Source organism: Candidatus Pelagibacter communis (genome assembly GCF_001179925.1).
GTDB classification, from domain to species: Bacteria; Pseudomonadota; Alphaproteobacteria; order Pelagibacterales; family Pelagibacteraceae; genus Pelagibacter; species Pelagibacter ubique_E.
Map to the genome: position 1 here is coordinate 119423 of NZ_CVSF01000068.1, position 16869 is coordinate 136291.

The 16869-nt window shown below is 29.9% G+C and carries 18 protein-coding genes; 10 read left to right on the forward strand and 8 right to left on the reverse strand.

The features are described 5' to 3' along the window. The 10 genes from gloB to AMN70_RS05440 all read left to right on the forward strand — a co-directional run bounded on the left by gloB (position 1) and on the right by AMN70_RS05440 (position 7309). Positions 1-720 carry a hydroxyacylglutathione hydrolase gene (gene gloB, locus AMN70_RS05395; RefSeq protein ID WP_075502538.1) on the forward strand — a complete coding sequence of 240 codons (720 nt, stop codon included), beginning with the start codon at positions 1-3 and terminating at the stop codon, positions 718-720. Between the two features lie 65 nt (positions 721-785). Further along, positions 786-1187, forward strand: a complete 402-nt coding sequence (rplU, locus tag AMN70_RS05400) for a 50S ribosomal protein L21 (RefSeq protein ID WP_075502539.1) — start codon at positions 786-788, stop codon at positions 1185-1187. 11 nt (positions 1188-1198) lie between these two features. Beyond that, positions 1199-1453, forward strand: coding sequence for a 50S ribosomal protein L27 (gene rpmA / locus AMN70_RS05405; protein ID WP_075502541.1), 255 nt, complete (start codon positions 1199-1201; stop codon positions 1451-1453). A 27-nt stretch (positions 1454-1480) separates the two neighbouring features. Next, positions 1481-2464: an Obg family GTPase CgtA gene (gene cgtA / locus AMN70_RS05410; RefSeq protein WP_075502542.1), complete on the forward strand. Its 984-nt coding sequence runs from the start codon at positions 1481-1483 to the stop codon at positions 2462-2464. Further along, the gene (gene proB / locus AMN70_RS05415) at positions 2454-3560 is read left to right on the forward strand and encodes a glutamate 5-kinase (protein WP_075502543.1); all 1107 of its coding nucleotides are present in this window, start codon (positions 2454-2456) and stop codon (positions 3558-3560) included. The genes cgtA and proB overlap by 11 nt, the downstream gene beginning before the upstream one ends. Beyond that, a complete protein-coding gene (locus AMN70_RS05420) occupies positions 3560-4810 on the forward strand; it encodes a glutamate-5-semialdehyde dehydrogenase (RefSeq protein ID WP_075502544.1) in 1251 nt (416 codons plus the stop codon). The genes proB and AMN70_RS05420 overlap by 1 nt, the downstream gene beginning before the upstream one ends. After that, a complete protein-coding gene (gene nadD / locus AMN70_RS05425; protein ID WP_075502545.1) occupies positions 4791-5333 on the forward strand; it encodes a nicotinate (nicotinamide) nucleotide adenylyltransferase in 543 nt (180 codons plus the stop codon). The genes AMN70_RS05420 and nadD overlap by 20 nt, the downstream gene beginning before the upstream one ends. 17 nt (positions 5334-5350) lie before the next feature. Beyond that, positions 5351-5701 (forward strand): ribosome silencing factor, encoded by a 351-nt coding sequence (rsfS, locus tag AMN70_RS05430; RefSeq protein WP_075502546.1) that lies wholly within the window; start codon positions 5351-5353, stop codon positions 5699-5701. Then, on the forward strand, positions 5698-6834 hold the full coding sequence (locus tag AMN70_RS05435; RefSeq protein WP_082255084.1) for a S41 family peptidase: 1137 nt from the start codon (positions 5698-5700) through the stop codon (positions 6832-6834). The genes rsfS and AMN70_RS05435 overlap by 4 nt, the downstream gene beginning before the upstream one ends. A 1-nt stretch (position 6835) precedes the next feature. Continuing rightward, complete coding sequence (locus AMN70_RS05440; protein WP_075502547.1) at positions 6836-7309, forward strand: RNA pyrophosphohydrolase; 474 nt, start codon at positions 6836-6838, stop codon at positions 7307-7309. On the opposite strand, the gene atpC is transcribed toward AMN70_RS05440, so the two are convergent. From atpC to odhB, 8 genes are all read right to left on the reverse strand, one after another. Further along, the gene (gene atpC / locus AMN70_RS05445; RefSeq protein WP_075502548.1) at positions 7301-7693 is read right to left on the reverse strand and encodes an ATP synthase F1 subunit epsilon; all 393 of its coding nucleotides are present in this window, start codon (positions 7691-7693) and stop codon (positions 7301-7303) included. The two genes, AMN70_RS05440 and atpC, sit on opposite strands and share 9 nt — an antisense overlap. Further along, entirely contained in the window at positions 7693-9111 is a 1419-nt protein-coding gene (gene atpD / locus AMN70_RS05450; protein ID WP_023854661.1) for a F0F1 ATP synthase subunit beta, read from the reverse strand. Before atpD ends, atpC begins: the two co-directional genes overlap by 1 nt. Before the next feature lie 2 nt (positions 9112-9113). Next, entirely contained in the window at positions 9114-9986 is an 873-nt protein-coding gene (locus AMN70_RS05455; RefSeq protein ID WP_075502549.1) for a F0F1 ATP synthase subunit gamma, read from the reverse strand. 6 nt (positions 9987-9992) lie between these two features. Further along, positions 9993-11528, reverse strand: a complete 1536-nt coding sequence (gene atpA / locus AMN70_RS05460; RefSeq protein ID WP_075502550.1) for a F0F1 ATP synthase subunit alpha — start codon at positions 11526-11528, stop codon at positions 9993-9995. Beyond that, positions 11529-12086: an ATP synthase F1 subunit delta gene (gene atpH / locus AMN70_RS05465; protein ID WP_075502551.1), complete on the reverse strand. Its 558-nt coding sequence runs from the start codon at positions 12084-12086 to the stop codon at positions 11529-11531. Positions 12087-12194: 108 nt separating this feature from the next. Further along, on the reverse strand, positions 12195-14150 hold the full coding sequence (gene priA, locus AMN70_RS05470) for a replication restart helicase PriA (RefSeq protein ID WP_075502552.1): 1956 nt from the start codon (positions 14148-14150) through the stop codon (positions 12195-12197). A gap of 22 nt (positions 14151-14172) precedes the next feature. Further along, positions 14173-15573: a dihydrolipoyl dehydrogenase gene (gene lpdA, locus AMN70_RS05475; protein ID WP_075502553.1), complete on the reverse strand. Its 1401-nt coding sequence runs from the start codon at positions 15571-15573 to the stop codon at positions 14173-14175. Then, on the reverse strand, positions 15574-16866 hold the full coding sequence (odhB, locus tag AMN70_RS05480; protein WP_075502554.1) for a 2-oxoglutarate dehydrogenase complex dihydrolipoyllysine-residue succinyltransferase: 1293 nt from the start codon (positions 16864-16866) through the stop codon (positions 15574-15576). Between the last annotated feature and the right edge of the window lie 3 nt (positions 16867-16869).

The window sequence follows — 16869 nt, forward strand, 5'->3', positions numbered from 1 at the left end:
ATGCAAGTTGAAATAATTCCATGTCTTCAAGATAATTACAGTTATCTAATAATTGATGAAAACAACAATTCTGCATGTGTAGTGGATCCAAGTGAATCCAAGCCAATAATTGATTTTTTAAAAAATAAAAATATAAATTTAAAATATATTCTTAATACTCACCATCACCATGACCATATTGGTGGAAATATTGATTTAAAAAAAGAATTTGGATCTATAGTAGTGGGTTTTAAAGAAGATTCTAAAAGAATTCCTGGAATTGATGTTTTATTAGAAAATAATCAGATATGGGAAGCTGAAAATTTTGTAGCCAAAATAATTCATATACCTGGGCACACATCAGGCCATATTTGCTTTCATTTTTTTAATGAAAAATTAGTTTTTACTGGAGACACTCTTTTTTCTCTTGGTTGTGGAAGAATATTTGAAGGGACTTACAAAGAAATGTTTAATTCTTTAGATAAGATTAAATCTTTGCCAAGAGATACAAAAATTTATTGCGGTCATGAATATACATCAAATAATTTAAATTTTTGCCTGAAGCACGACCCTGAAAATTTTAATTTAAAAAGAAAAAAAGAAATCATAAAAAAACAAGTCATGAAAGGCTTACCCACAGTTCCATCTACTATTAAAGATGAACTAGAATGCAATATATTTTTAAGAGCAAATGATTTAGAGACTTTCTCAAAATTAAGAGATTTAAAGGATAATTTTTAGGTTTTCAGCTTGACTATATTTAAGCTCAGACTATATTGCCATTAAAAAATTTTACTATAAATACTATGTCTTTCGCAGTAATACAAACAGGTGGTAAACAATACAAAGTTAAATCTGGTGAGATTTTAAAGATTGAAAAAATATCAGATATGAAACCTAATGCCAAAATCGAATTCAAAGAAATTTTAGCTTACGGAGATGATAAAAATATAGAAATTGGATCTCCAATAGTTACAGGAGCAAAAGTTGAGGCTGATTTAATAAAAAACGATAAGAATAAGACTGTATTAATTTTTAAGAAAAGAAGAAGACATAATTCAAGAAGAAAAAATGGACATAGACAGGAATATTCTATGATTAAAATAAGAAAGATTTTTTCAAAAGATGGTAAAATTTTATCTGAAGTTGAAAAAAAAGTAGCTCAAGTAAAAAAAACTAAAGTAGCTACAAAAGAGGAAAAAAAATAATTAGGTAAATTATGGCAACAAAAAAAGCAGGTGGATCATCAAGAAACGGAAGAGATAGTGCTGGTCGAAGACTTGGTGTGAAAAAATACGGTGGAGAAAATGTAATACCTGGAAATATAATTGTTCGTCAAAGAGGCACAAAAATTTTCCCAGGTGAAAATGTAGGAATGGGTAAAGACCACTCAATTTTTTCAGTTATCAAAGGGAAAGTAGTTTTTAAAAAAACTAAGGCAGATAGAACTTTCGTTTCAGTAAAACCCAATTAATAGTACAACCAAAATTAATGTTGTATTATGAAATTTTTAGATCAAGTAAAAATCTACGTTAAGGCTGGTAATGGTGGCGATGGATCACCTAGCTTTAGAAGAGAAAAATTTATTGAACATGGTGGCCCAGATGGTGGTGATGGTGGCAACGGTGGTTCTGTAATTTTTAAATCTGTAAAAAACCTCAATACTTTAATTGATTATCGTTATCAACAACATCATAAAGCTGAAAGAGGAGAAAATGGTATGGGACAGAAACGTACCGGTAAAAGTGGAGAAAATTTAATTCTTAAAGTTCCATTAGGTACACAAGTATTCGAAGAAGATAATAAAACTTTAATATATGATTTTACAAAACCGGGAGAGAAATTTGTAGCCGCATCAGGAGGAAAAGGTGGATTAGGGAATACAAGGTTTAAAAGCTCCACAAATAGAGCACCAAGAAAATTCACTAAAGGCACAAATGGTGAGGAATTTACAATTTGGTTACAATTAAAAACAATTGCGGATATTGGAATTATTGGATTACCAAATGCTGGGAAATCTAGTTTATTAGCTGCAGTCACTAATGCAAATCCTAAAATTGCAAATTATCAATTTACAACTTTAAATCCAAATCTAGGTGTAACATCATATGACAATAAAGAAATTACACTTGCGGATATTCCCGGCTTAATAGAAGGTGCTCATGAGGGTATAGGATTGGGAATACAATTTTTAAAACATATAGAAAGATGTAAAACACTTTTACATTTAATTGATATCTCTAATCAAGATTTAGAAAGTGCTTATAACCAGGTCAGAAATGAACTTAAGAATTACAGTACCGAACTTTTAAAAAAAAAAGAAATTATAGTCTTAAATAAGGTTGATTTAATAGAAGAGAAGTTAGTAAAAGAATTAATTGAAAAGTTTTCAAAAAAAATTGATGGAGAGATTTTAACACTTTCTACTCTTAAAAAACAATCAGTATTAAAAATAAAAGCAAAACTTATTTCATATGCCACTTAAAAAATCAAAAATAATTACAATTAAAATAGGCTCTTCATTATTAGTAGATAAAAATAAAAAAGTTAGAAAAAAATGGTTATCAAGCTTTGCTCGAGATATTCAAAAATTAAAGAGTGAAAATAAAAAAGTTGTAATCGTCAGTTCGGGAGCTATTGCTTTAGGTTGTATAAAAATGAATTACAATAAAAAAAATCTAAAATTAGATAAAAGTCAAGCAATTGCATCTATAGGACAAATTGAGTTAATGAATTTATTTTCCAATACTTTTACAAGGTATGGTTTAAATATTTCCCAGATTTTACTTACTCTTGAAGATACAGAGAAAAGAAGAAGATCAATAAATGCAAAAAGGACTTTTGAAAATTTATTTAATTTAAATTTTATTCCAATTGTTAATGAAAACGACACAATTGCAACTTCTGAGATCAAATATGGTGATAATGATAGACTTGCATCGCGTGTTGCTCAAATAACAAACTCAGATACTTTAGTTCTTTTGTCTGATGTTGATGGTTTATATAATAAGAATCCTAAACTTTTTCGGGATGCTAAATTGATTAAAAAAGTAGAAAATTTTAATGAAGATTTAAAAAACATCGACTTTAAAGGAATCACTGAATTTGGAATTGGTGGCATGAATACAAAAATAGAAGCTGCTAAAATATGTCAACTTTCTGGATGCAACATGATTATAGCTAATGGTTTATATTTAAATCCGATAAATAAAATAATAAAAAAAAATAAATTTACATTATTTGTTTCAAAAGTTTCTAAGTTGGATGCAAGAAAAAGATGGATAATTAGTTCTGTATCTCCTAAAGGTGAATTAATTATTGACGATGGAGCGAAAAAAGCTTTGAAAAACGGGAAGAGTTTGTTAGCAGCTGGTATAAAAAAAATACATGGTAAATTCAAAAAGGGAGATCATATAAAGATATTAGATAAATCAAATAAAGAATGTGCGCGAGGTTTATCCTCGTTTTCATCTAATGAAGTTAAAAAAATATTAGGTCATCAATCAGAAGAAATTGAAAAAATATTAGGTTATACAACAAAATCAGAAGTTGTTCACAAAGATGATATGGTAGAAATTTAATGAAAAATTATTTGTATGCTTTGGGCAAAAAAGCTAAAAAAGCCTCAATAAAATCTGTTAGTTTAAGAAAAAAAAATAAAGTTTTAAAAGACTATTGCAATTTTCTTATAAAAAACAAGAAGAGAATAATTTCTGAAAATGCAAAAGACTTAAAAATAGCTAAGGAAAAAAAACTAAAAGAAAATCTTCTTCAAAGACTTTTAATCAATGAAAAAAGGATTTTTGAAATTATAAACTCAATAAAAAAAATTATTAAATTCAAGGACCCTGTCAATCAATGTTTAAAAAAATGGAAAAGACCGAGTGGACTAAAAATTGAAAAAATCACAACTCCAATAGGTGTTATCGGGGTAATTTATGAAAGCAGGCCTAATGTTACATCTGATATTGCGTCACTATGTTTTAAATCAAACAATCCTGTTATTTTAAAAGGTGGATCTGAAGCTTATTATTCAAATAAAATTTTTACGGATTTATTTAGAAAATCTTTAATCAAAAATAAAGTGGATATTAATTATGTTCAACTAATTAATTATAAAAATAGAAAAGTAGTTGATTTTTTATTAACAAAAATGATTAGATATATAGATGTTATCATTCCAAGAGGTGGAAAAAGTTTAGTAAAAAAAGTAAAAGACTTGTCTAAAGTACCAATTATCGGTCATCTTGAGGGTATATGTCATACATATATCGATAAAGATGCTAATTTATCTATGGCTAAAAAAATTACTTTAAATGCAAAATTAAGAAACACAGCAATCTGTGGAGCAACAGAGACTATCTTGATACATCAAAATCTTTTAAATAAATTCTGTATTCCGATATTGTCTAATCTAGAGGAAAATGGTTGTAAAATCATTGGAGATAATAAAATTAAAAGATTCTACAGAAAAAAAATACAAACCGCAAAAAAAAGTGATTGGTCAAAAGAATATTTATCTTCTACAGTATCAATAAAATCAGTAAAAAATATTGAAGAAGCAATTGATCATATAAACAAATATGGAACAATGCACACTGATTCAATAATCACTAAAAATTCTAAATCAGCCAAAAAATTTTTAAAAGAGATCAAAAGTTCAATCGCAATGCATAATACCTCTACACAATTTGCAGATGGAGGAGAATTCGGTTTTGGAGGTGAAGTGGGTATATCTACTAATACTCTTCCTCCAAGAGGACCTGTTGGTTTAAATCAACTTGTTTCCTATAAATATCAAGTTTCAAGTAATGGTAAAACAAGAAAATAAATTGAATAAAAAAAAAATAAAAATTGGAATTTTAGGTGGTTCATTTGATCCAGCACATATAGGTCATTTAACAATTTCAAAAGAAGCGAAAAAAAGATTTAGATTAAAATCAATTATATGGGCTATCACGAACCAAAATCCATTTAAAAAAAGAAATACAAATAATTTAAAAAAAAGAATAAATTTTTGTAAAAAAATAATTGGTAAAAATAAATCAATAAAAGTCAAATATTTTGAAGAAATTATTAAGTCAAACAAAACTATTGATTTGATAAATTACCTAAGCAGAAATAAAAAATATGAATTATTTTTTCTTATGGGTGCAGATAATCTCATAAATTTTCATAAATGGCATAAATATAAAAATATTCTTAAAAAATCGAAACTGATAGTTTTTGATCGTCAAGGTTATAAAAAAAAATCCCTAAATTCAAAGACATATGTTAAATCTAGTCAAAATGAGGTTACATTTGTTGAATTTAATAAAGTCAACATTTCATCTTCTCAATTAAGAAAAATTTGATAGTCTAAATATAATTAATGGATAAAAATTTGGATCTTAAAGACATTATTATTAAGACTCTTGATCTAAACAAAGCTCTCGACATTGTAAGCATTGACCTTAAGGATAAAAGTTCTATGGCTGATTATATAATAATAGCAAGTGGTACCTCTTCAAGACATATTCAATCTTTGTCTGAACAAGTTTTAGAAAAATTTAAGGACAATGGTCTTAAAAATTCCAAAATCGAAGGTAAAGAAAGTAATGACTGGAAGTTGGTGGATGGCATAGATCTTATTGTGCATATATTTCACCCAGAAAAAAGAAAATTTTATGAATTAGAAAAAATTTGGTCAGAATTAATACCTAAAGAAAAAATAATGATATGAGAATTGGCTTAGTAGTATTTTTTTTTTTAAATAATTTATTTTTTATAAATCTTTGTTTTTCTTCTGAAACGAACATCTATAAAAAGATTGATCTTTTCGGTGAAGTATTAGAAAAAATTAATGAGGAATATGTAGATGAAATAAATCAATCAGAAAGTATGGACTCTGCTATAAATGGCCTTTTACAATCACTCGATCCGTATTCAGCTTATATGTCTCCAGAAATATTTAGTGAAATGCAAACTGAAACAAGTGGAGAGTTTGGGGGTCTTGGTATTGAAGTAAGTATGGAGTCCGGAGTAGTGAAAGTAATCTCACCAATAGACGATACTCCTGCATCAAGAGCAGGTATAAAAGCAGGAGATTATATAGTTAAAATCGAAGATACACAGGTGCAAGGAAAAACCTTAAGCGAAGCAGTTGAATTAATGCGAGGTCCAGTAGGCTCGAGTATTGAACTTACTGTGCGTAGGAAAGGAGAAAAAAAAGCCCTAAAGTTTAATATAACAAGAGAAATTATTGAAATTCAATCTGTAAAGACCGACTTACTAGAAAATAATATTGGATATATTAGGTTAACATCATTCAACGAGAACAGTGGGGAACAAATTAAAAATAAAATAAAAGATTTAGAAAAAAATGAAAATATTAAAGCTTACATTTTAGATTTAAGAAATAACCCTGGTGGATTATTATCCCAAGCTATAACAATATCCGACTTTTTTTTAAATAACGGTGAAATTGTATCAACAAAAAGTAGAAAACCTTCAGAGAATAGAAAATGGTTTGCAAAAGAAGGTGATATAACTAACGGTAAAACATTAGTTGTACTTATAAATTATGGATCAGCATCAGCCTCTGAAATAGTTGCTGGAGCCCTTAAAGACCATAAAAGAGCTGTTATTCTAGGTGAAAATAGTTATGGAAAAGGATCGGTTCAATCTATCATTCCTTTAAAGAATAAAGGAGCTATTAGATTAACGGTAGCAAAATATTATTTACCCTCTGGAAAGTCAATCTCAGAAGTGGGAGTAAGTCCAGATATTGAAGTTGATGAAGAGGGTGAAGAATTTAAAATAAAATCAGAGACCGATAATCAATTAAATTACGCTATTAAGTTACTTAACGGATAATATGAATAAAAATTTTAAAGATTTACCACTGAGAAGTGGGGTCGGAATTGTGTTATTGAATAAACAAAATAAAGTATTCGTAGCAAAAAGAATAGATAATCCTAAAAATTTTTGGCAAATGCCTCAGGGTGGTGTTGATGAGGGTGAGGATAATTTAAAAGCTGCATTTAGAGAACTAGAAGAAGAAACAAGTATCAAAAGTGTAGAACTTATAAAAGAGCTCGATGGTACATTAACCTATGATTTACCTGATAGATTACTAGGTATCATTTGGAAAGGTAAATACAAAGGTCAAAAACAAAAATGGTTTTTAATGAGATTTATTGGAAATGATAATGAAATAAATATAAATACATCTAATCCAGAGTTTTTGGATTGGAAGTGGATTGACTTAGATTTAATTACTGATGTAGTGGTTGATTTTAAACATCATGTTTACAAAGAGCTTAAAGAAAAAGTAAAAAAATTAATTTAGAGTTTTTAAAACTTCAACTTTTTGATCTGCTAAATACTTAGATTGATCGTTTATATCAGTTCTATTAGCCTCTTCTTCTGCCTGTTTAAGTAAATCTTGTTGCTTTGATTTATCCATATCAGCAAGATTAAAAATTGTACTTGTTAAAATAGATAGATTGTTATTTTTGAACTCAACAATACCATCTTCAACATAGTAATTTTCATCACCTGATTTTGATAAAATCCTGATGATCCCAGGTTTCAAAAAGGAAATAATAGAAATATGATCCTTCAATATTCCCATCTCTCCCTCAAAAGCAGGGACCACAACTTCTGAAACATCGTCTTTTACTAAAAAAGATTTTTCAGGATTTACTATTTCAACTTTAAACTCTTCGCTCATTAAGCAGCAGCTTCTTGTTCCATTTTCTTAGCTTTTTCTATAGCTTCTTCAATTGTTCCAACCATATAAAAAGCAGCTTCAGGTAAGTGGTCATACTCACCTTTACAGATTGCATCAAAACCTTTAATTGTTGAATCAAGATCAACAAGTTTTCCTGGAGAACCAGTAAATACTTCTGCAACGAAGAATGGTTGAGATAAAAATCTCTGGATTTTTCTAGCTCTTGCTACAACTAATTTATCTTCCTCTGATAACTCATCCATACCAAGAATAGCTATAATATCTTGTAGTGATTTATACGATTGTAGAATTCGTTGAACATCTCTTGCTACTCTATAATGTTCATCTCCAACAATTCTTGGATCTAAAATTCTTGATGTAGAGTCAAGTGGATCTACTGCAGGATAAATACCAATTTCTGCAATTTGTCTTGAAAGTACAGTCGTTGCATCCAAGTGAGCAAATGATGTTGCTGGAGCGGGGTCTGTTAAATCATCAGCTGGTACATAAATTGCTTGTACAGATGTAATTGACCCTTTGTTTGTAGTCGTAATTCTTTCTTGTAGGTTACCCATGTCAGTAGCTAATGTTGGTTGATATCCAACAGCAGATGGAATTCTTCCTAACAAAGCTGAAACCTCTGATCCTGCCTGAGTAAATCTAAAAATGTTATCTACAAAGAAAAGTACGTCCTGACCTTCTTGATCTCTAAAGTATTCAGCTACAGTTAAACCTGTAAGTGCAACTCTTGCTCTTGCTCCAGGAGGTTCATTCATCTGTCCATAAACTAAAGCAGCTTTTGAACCAGCTCCCTCTTTTTTAATTACTCCAGACTCAATCATTTCATGATAAAGGTCATTTCCTTCTCTAGTTCTCTCTCCAACTCCCGCGAAAACTGAAAAACCACCATGAGCTTTTGCAACGTTATTAATTAATTCCATAATTAAAACTGTTTTTCCTACTCCCGCTCCACCAAATAATCCGATCTTTCCACCTTTTGCATACGGTGCAAGCAAATCAATTACTTTGATACCTGTTACAAGGATTTCAGTTTCTGTTGATTGGTCATTAAATTCAGGTGCAGCTCTATGAATTGGCCAACTTTCTTTGGTTTTAACTTCACCTCTTTCGTCAATTGGTTCACCAATTACATTAATAATTCTTCCGAGAGTTTCAGGCCCAACCGGAACTTGAATAGGAGCGTTTGTGTTGGTAACTTCATCACCTCTTTTTAGTCCTTCAGTAGCATCCATAGCAATTGTTCTAACAGTAGTTTCACCTAAGTGTTGTGCTACCTCTAAAACTAGTCTGTTATCACCATTTTTACATTCCAATGCTGTTAAAATTTCTGGTAGTTCACCATCAAATTTTACATCAACTACCGCTCCAATAACTTGTGTGATTATTCCTTTGCTCATAATTATAAACTTTCTGCTCCTGATATGATTTCTATTAGTTCTTTTGTAATTGCTGCCTGACGACTTCTATTATATTCGATAGTAAGTTTGTCAACCATTTCACCTGCGTTTCGGGTCGCATTATCCATTGCACTCATTCTAGACCCTTGTTCGCTAGCTGAATTCTCTAACATAGCCTTAAATATTTGCGTAGAAATATTTTTTGGCAATAAATTGCTTAAAATTTCATCTTCATCTGGTTCAAATTCGTAACTTTCTTCTGAACTGTTTTCTTCTCCTTCATTGTTTAAAGGGATAATTTGCTGTGCTTGAGGAATTTGAGTAATTACATTTTTAAATTGGTTATAAAAAATTGTACAAACATCAAATTCTCCTGCCTCGAATTTTTCAATTACCATTTTCCCAACTTTGTCAGCATCAAAATAATTTGCATTTTTAGACTCTTTGAAAGAAATATTTTCAATTATTTTATCACCATAAACTCTTTTTAATTGGTCATTTCCTTTTGAGCCTACTGTAATAATTTTAAGTTCTTTACCTTCATCTAAAATCTTTGCAAAATAACTTTTAGATTTTTTAATTATATTAGAATTAAATCCGCCACATAAACCTCTATCAGAAGTCATCACCACACAAAGATGAGTTTTTTCCTGACCAGTCCCTGACAATAACTTTGGTGCATTTTCTTTATCAGATATACCATTTGATAAATTTAAAATAACATTATTCATTTTTTCAGAGTAAGGTCTTCCCTTCTCAGCGCTTTCTTGAGCTCTTCTTAATTTAGCTGCTGCAACCATTTTCATAGCTTTAGTAATTTTCTGTGTAGACTTTACACTAGCTATTCTTTTTTTTAGGTCGTCTAAACTTGCCATAAATTTTTAAGATTTAAAATTTCCTTTTAATTGAGTGATTACCTCAACAAGTAATTTTTCTTTATCTTCCTCAAGTTTTCCTGAACTTAAAATTGACTCGATAATTTCAGGCTTATCTGATTTACATTTTTCAATAATCTTGCTCTCAAATTCGGCAACGTCTTTTAAATCAATATCATCCAGATAACCTTTTACTCCACAAAATACTGAAATAACTTGTTCTGCAACAGTCATGGGTGAATATTGTTTTTGTTTTAAAAGTTCAGTTAACTTAGAGCCTCTATTTAAAAGTTGCTGGGTAGATGCATCTAAATCAGATCCAAATTGAGCAAAAGCTGCCATTTCTCTATATTGTGCAAGTTCAAGTTTCATTGAGCCTGAAACCTTTTTCATAGCCTTTGTTTGTGCAGATGATCCAACCCTAGATACTGATAAACCTACGTTAATTGCAGGTCTTATACCTTGGTTAAATAGTTCTGTTTCAAGGAAAATTTGTCCATCTGTAATTGAAATAACGTTAGTAGGAATAAACGCGGATACATCTCCACCTTGTGTTTCAATAATTGGCAATGCTGTAAGTGATCCACCACCATGTTCGTCACTTAATTTTGCTGCTCTTTCAAGTAATCTACTATGAAGATAAAATACATCTCCAGGATAAGCCTCACGTCCTGGAGGTCTTCTTAATAGCAATGACATTTGTCTATAAGCAACTGCTTGTTTAGACAAATCATCATAAATTATTAACGCATGCATTCCATTATCTCTAAAATACTCACCCATAGCACAACCTGTGTATGGTGCTAAGAATTGTAAAGGAGCAGAGTCAGATGCGGTAGCAGCAACGATTGTTGTGTACTCCATAGCTCCAGCTTCTTCTAATGTTTTTTGAATTTGTCTTACTGTTGATCTTTTTTGTCCAACTGCTACATAAATGCAATAAAGTTTTTGTTTTTCATCACCAGACTCATTTATTTTTTTTTGATTAATAATTGCATCCACAGCAACTGCAGTTTTACCGGTTTGTCTGTCTCCAATAATTAATTCTCTCTGTCCTCTCCCAATTGGGACAAGACTGTCAATTGATTTTAAACCTGTTTGCATTGGTTCACTTACTGATTGTCGGGGAATAATACCGGGTGCTTTTACTTCAACTCTACTTTTTTTAATTCCTTTGTCTAATGGTCCTTTTCCATCAATAGGATTTCCTAAACCATCCACTACTCTTCCTAATAATTCTTTTCCAACTGGAGTATCAACAATATTACCAGTTCTTTTTACTACATCCCCTTCTTTAACATTTCTGTCATCACCAAAAATTACGACACCAACGTTTTCACTTTCTAAGTTTAGAGCCATACCTTTTGAACCATCAGCAAACTCTACCATTTCACCAGCTTGAACATTATCCAAACCATAAATCCTAGCAATACCGTCTCCAACTGATAAAACTTGACCAACTTCTGTGACTTCTGCTTTATCACCAAAATTTTTAATTTGTTCTTTTAATATTTTTGTAACTTCTGAAGGATTTATTTCCATTTATGCCTCTATCATTCTATTTTCGATTTGTTGTAATTTATTTTTAATTGAGGTATCGACCATAGTACTTCCTACTTGTACTACCAAACCTCCTATTAAACTTTCATCATGTTTGTAGTTTAATTTTATTTTTGAGCTAAAATTTTTTGTTAACTCCTCTGTAATTTTTGCAATTTCTTCATTAGATAATTCTTTTGCTGATTTTAATTCTGCCTTAAGTTCACCTCTTTTTCTTGAACAAATTTCGATAAAGCTTTTAAGGATACGTTCAATAAAAAAGAAACGTCTTTTTTGAATTAAGAAACTTAAAAAATTTTTAAATAAAGACTCAAATTTATTATTTTCAGAGATTGTATTGATTACTTTTAGTAAATCTTCTTGGCTTGTAGTTGGATCTTTAATCAAATTAGAAAAATCTTCACTTTGATCAATTAAATTAAGAATAGATGAAGACTGATCTTCGATCTGACTTAAAAGATTGTTTTCCTCTGAAAGTTCAAAAAGGGCAAGAGAATACCTTTCAGCTGAAGTTATTGAAAATCCTGTGTCTTTACTCAACTTAATTCCTCTATAATGTTGAAGATTATTTAAAAATCACGCTCTAAATAGCATACGACCTTTGTGTCTTCAAGTAACGGATTCGAAAAAAAGTCCTCTTTTTGGTCGTTAATTAAAGTTAATTGGGTCAACATCAACTGAAAGTTTTATTCCAGAAGAAAATTTATATTTTGGAATAATTTTTGCAAGAGAGCTTTGTAGTTTAATGGATTTTAAGCCTCTAATTAAAAATCTAATTCTAAATTTTCCCTTTAATCTAAATAATGGAGCATTCACTGGCCCTAATATTTTTCCTTCAATTTTATTTTCAATAAAATTTTGAAAATTAATAGCTTCTTTTTCTAATTTAATTTCATTATCTCCCGTTAAGATTAAAGAAATAAACCTTTGAAATGGAGGTAGTTTATTTTTTTTTCTTATCTCTAGTTCTCTTTCTAAAAAAATATCTGGATTTTTACTTGTAATTTCTGAAATCATCTTAGTATTATTTTCATAAGTTTGAAAATATACCGTTGCTGGCTTTCCTGTTCTTCCTGCACGTCCTGAAAGTTGATGATAAAGCTGCAAATTTTTTTCTGCACCTCTTAAATCATGTCCTTGAGATGAAAGATCGATATCAACAACTACAATACAATTCAAGCTTGGAAAATGAAAACCTTTTGAAATTAATTGAGTTCCAACCAAAATATGCGTTTCATTATTAATAATTTTATCCATTTTTTCTTTAGAATCTTTTTTATTCATTGTATCACTTGAAAAAATCTCTATTTTTTTTCCAGGAAATTTTCTTTTGACCTCTTCTGAAATTCTCTCAACACCAGGGCCACTAAAAATAAATTCACAATTCCCTTCTTTTGTACAGTTCCTTTTAAGATCAGATTTATATCCACAATAATGGCATAATAAGTTATTTTTATTTTTATGATAAACTAAATTGATACTACAATTTGGACATGTAAAACTTGTAAAACACTTATTGCATAAAGCATTTGGAGAAAAACCTCTTCTGTTTAAAAAAAACAAAACTTGATCTTTTTTTTCCAAATGTAAATTAACTTTTTCAATAATTTTATTTGATAGCCATGATTGTTTTTCAAGTTTTGTATTATTTAAATTAATAATTTCATAATTAGGTAAAGCTGCGTTTTGATATCTTTCGTTTAACCTAGAAACCTCGTATTTACCTTTTTTAATATTTTCAAAAGTTTCTATAGATGGAACAGCAGTAATCAAATTGATTGGAATATTTTCAAAAGATGCTCTAGAAATCGCCATGTCACGAGCATTGTAGGTTATGCCCTCATCCTGTTTAAATGATTGATCATGTTCCTCATCAACAATTATCATTCCTAATTTTTTAAATGGTAAAAATAATGAAGACCTTGCACCAATAATTATTTTTATTTTACCATTAGAAACACCGCTCCAAATTAATTCCTTTTTTTTTTTTGAAATACCAGAATGCCAAACTGCGGGCTTAAAACCAAAATATTCAAAAAATTTTTGTTCAAACTGACTAGTTAAACCTATTTCTGGTAATAAAATTAATCCTTGAAAACCCTTCTTTATCAGAGGTTTTAACGCTTCAAAATAAACTAAAGTTTTACCTGATCCAGTAGTACCTTGCAAAACATGAACTCTAAATTTTTTATTTGAAACATTCATTTTTTTTAAAGATTTATTTTGATCACTAGAAAGCTTGATTAAGTTTTGTTTAATTTTGTTATCAAATATTTGATAAAGTTGAGTTTCTTTATTTTCTATTGCCTTACTGCTTAAGAGCACTAGTTTTAATGCCATACCCTTTGGGATAAGATTATATTCTGCAAACCAATTTAAAAAGTTTATTGTATTTTCTTTTAATGGAGTAACGTCTAATTTCTTGATTACATTTTTAGTCTTAAAATCTTTATTGTTATTTTTTTCAAATTCGTCCCAAACAACACCAGTAATTTTGGATTTTCCAAAAGGTACAAGTACATAATCACCAACTTTAAGATTTAAATTACTTTCATAAGTAAATGGATGATTAAAAATATTTGGTACAAGAATCGGAAATTTCATACTTTTATAATATGAAAAAAAATTAAGAGTGTATTGCTCTTTTATCTACTGATAGTGCTGCTTCTTTCACTGCCTCTGAGAATGTTGGGTGAGCATGACATGTTCTGGCAATATCCTCTGAACTTGCCCCAAATTCCATAGCAACACCAATTTCTGCTATTAATTCTCCAGCGTGAGGTCCTATTAGGTGCGCTCCTAAAACTTTATCTGTTTTTGCATCTGCTAAAATTTTTACAAATCCTTCGGCATCGTCAATTGCTTTCGCTCTGGAATTGGCCATAAAAGAGAATTTCCCAATTTTATAATCTATTTTCTTTTCTTTTAATTGTTCCTCAGTCTTTCCAATAGAAGCAACCTCTGGTGTTGTATAAATTACTCCTGGTATTGTATCATAATTGACATGTCCAGATTGACCAACAATATTTTCTGCAGCGGCAATACCCTCATCTTCTGCTTTATGAGCTAACATTGGGCCACTAATAACATCACCTATAGCATAAATATTTTCTTTAGTAGTTTTAAAATTCTTATCAGTTTTTATTCTTTTTTTTTCATCTAACTCAATACCTAGCATCTCTAAATTTAAATCTTTGGTATTTGGTTTTCTTCCAACTGAAATCAAAACTACCTCACAGTCAAAATCGTTTTTTTTTCCATCTTTATCAGTGGTAGAAACCACTGCGCCAGAATTATTTTTTTTTATTGTATTAACTTTATGCTGCATGTGAAATTTTATTCCTTGTTTTTTAAGAATCTTCATAAATTCTTTTGAAATTTCCATATCCATACCAGGTGTTATATTTTCCAAAAATTCAATCACGTGGACTTCCGTCCCGAGTCTCGACCAAACTGATCCCATCTCTAACCCAATATATCCACCTCCAACTACAATCATTTTTTTTGGGACTTTTTCAATATTTAAAGCTCCTGTTGAAGACAAAATTATTTTTTCATCAAATTCTATTCCAGGAAGTGAAACAGGAACAGAACCAGTAGCAATTACTGTTTTCTCAGCATTAATTATTATTTCTTTGTTCTCAATATCTTTAATTAAGATTTGTTTTTCTGACTTAAAACTTCCAACACCTTTAAAATATTTAACTTTATTTTTTTTTAGCAGAAATTCCACACCTTTGGTTAAAACTGTAACTGCTTTATCTTTGCTTTTCATCATTTTGCTTAAATTTAATTTCACTTCACCAACTTCTATACCCTTATTGGATAAGTTCTTAACTTTGTTAAACTCTTCCGATAGATTTAATAGACTTTTTGATGGTATACACCCAACATTTAAGCAGGTTCCCCCCAAAGATCCTCTAGACTCAATACAGGCTGTTTTTAATCCTAGTTGAGCAAGCCTAATCGCACAAACGTATCCCCCGGGTCCACCACCAATTACTACTGCTTGAAAATTTTCTGACATTTAAATTTCTAAAAACAACCTTCTTGGGTCTTCTAAATTTTCCTTAATCATCTTTAAAAACGATACTGAATCTTTTCCGTCTATAATCCTATGATCGTAAGACAAAGCTAAGTACATAATTGGTCTTATCTTTATTTCTCCATCGACTATAATTGGTCTTTCAACGATATTATGCATTCCTAATACGCCGGATTGAGGTAAATTTAAAATTGGCGTGGATAACATTGATCCATATACGCCACCATTACTTATAGTAAATGTTCCACCTTGTAAATCTTCAATAATCAATTTGCCTTCTTTTGCTTTTTCTGAAATTTCTTTTATATTTTTTTCAATATCAGCAAATGATAATTCGTCTGCATTTTTTAAAACTGGAACAACCAAACCCTTCTCTGTGCCAACAGCAAAACTAATATTATAATAATTTTTATAAATTATATGCTCACCATCTATCTCAGCATTAACTGCTGGAAAAGATTTAAGAGCAACAATAGAAGCTTTCACAAAAAAAGACATAAAACCTAATTTAATTCCATACCTGCTTTGAAAATCAGATTGATTTTCTTTTCTCATTTCTATGATATTAGACATATCAACTTCATTAAAAGTAGTTAAAATTGCAGCATTTTCTTGAGCTTGTTTTAATCTTTTCGCTATGGTTTGTCTTAATCTAGTCATTCTAATTTTTTCCTCAGGACCAAATTCAGTTTTTCTTTCAGATGGCTTGGGTTGTACTCCCATTAGACTAATTAAATCTCCTTTTAAAATTCTTCCATCTTTTCCTGTTCCCTCTATTGATTGTATATCTATATTATTTTCAGTAACAATTTTTCGAACGGCTGGTGACATATCTTCTTTTTTTGTTTTAATATCTAAAGTTTTTTCATCTTCAATTTCATTTGTTAGAATTAAAGGTTCTTCATCCTTTGGAACTTGATCTGTCGTTTTATCAAAAACTTTTAACTCCTTTTCCGCAACTTCTAAATTGACAACATTATCTTCATTTGATGAAGGTTCAATTTTTTCAATTATTTCTTTTTTATTCTCACTAGCTCCATTATTTGAGACTAAACCAAGAAGAGCACCTACTTCGACAGTGCTTCCATCTTTGGAATTAATTTTAGACAACACACCACTTACTGGTGAGGGGACTTCTAAATTAACTTTATCTGTTTCTAACTCAACAATTGGTTCATCAGCCTCAACTACATCACCTTCATTTTTTAGCCATTTTGAAACAGTTGCTTCTGTAATACTTTCGCCTAAAACTGGAACTACAATTTTTTCACTCATTAG

Coding starts and splice junctions, on each gene's coding strand:
- gloB (WP_075502538.1), top strand. CDS start 1: ATGCAAGTTGAAATAATTCCATGTCTTCAAGATAATTACAGTTATCTA.
- rplU (WP_075502539.1), top strand. CDS start 786: ATGTCTTTCGCAGTAATACAAACAGGTGGTAAACAATACAAAGTTAAA.
- rpmA (WP_075502541.1), top strand. CDS start 1,199: ATGGCAACAAAAAAAGCAGGTGGATCATCAAGAAACGGAAGAGATAGT.
- cgtA (WP_075502542.1), top strand. CDS start 1,481: ATGAAATTTTTAGATCAAGTAAAAATCTACGTTAAGGCTGGTAATGGT.
- proB (WP_075502543.1), top strand. CDS start 2,454: ATGCCACTTAAAAAATCAAAAATAATTACAATTAAAATAGGCTCTTCA.
- AMN70_RS05420 (WP_075502544.1), top strand. CDS start 3,560: ATGAAAAATTATTTGTATGCTTTGGGCAAAAAAGCTAAAAAAGCCTCA.
- nadD (WP_075502545.1), top strand. CDS start 4,791: ATGGTAAAACAAGAAAATAAATTGAATAAAAAAAAAATAAAAATTGGA.
- rsfS (WP_075502546.1), top strand. CDS start 5,351: ATGGATAAAAATTTGGATCTTAAAGACATTATTATTAAGACTCTTGAT.
- AMN70_RS05435 (WP_082255084.1), top strand. CDS start 5,698: ATGAGAATTGGCTTAGTAGTATTTTTTTTTTTAAATAATTTATTTTTT.
- AMN70_RS05440 (WP_075502547.1), top strand. CDS start 6,836: ATGAATAAAAATTTTAAAGATTTACCACTGAGAAGTGGGGTCGGAATT.
- atpC (WP_075502548.1), bottom strand. CDS start 7,693: ATGAGCGAAGAGTTTAAAGTTGAAATAGTAAATCCTGAAAAATCTTTT.
- atpD (WP_023854661.1), bottom strand. CDS start 9,111: ATGAGCAAAGGAATAATCACACAAGTTATTGGAGCGGTAGTTGATGTA.
- AMN70_RS05455 (WP_075502549.1), bottom strand. CDS start 9,986: ATGGCAAGTTTAGACGACCTAAAAAAAAGAATAGCTAGTGTAAAGTCT.
- atpA (WP_075502550.1), bottom strand. CDS start 11,528: ATGGAAATAAATCCTTCAGAAGTTACAAAAATATTAAAAGAACAAATT.
- priA (WP_075502552.1), bottom strand. CDS start 14,150: ATGAAATTTCCGATTCTTGTACCAAATATTTTTAATCATCCATTTACT.
- lpdA (WP_075502553.1), bottom strand. CDS start 15,573: ATGTCAGAAAATTTTCAAGCAGTAGTAATTGGTGGTGGACCCGGGGGA.
- odhB (WP_075502554.1), bottom strand. CDS start 16,866: ATGAGTGAAAAAATTGTAGTTCCAGTTTTAGGCGAAAGTATTACAGAA.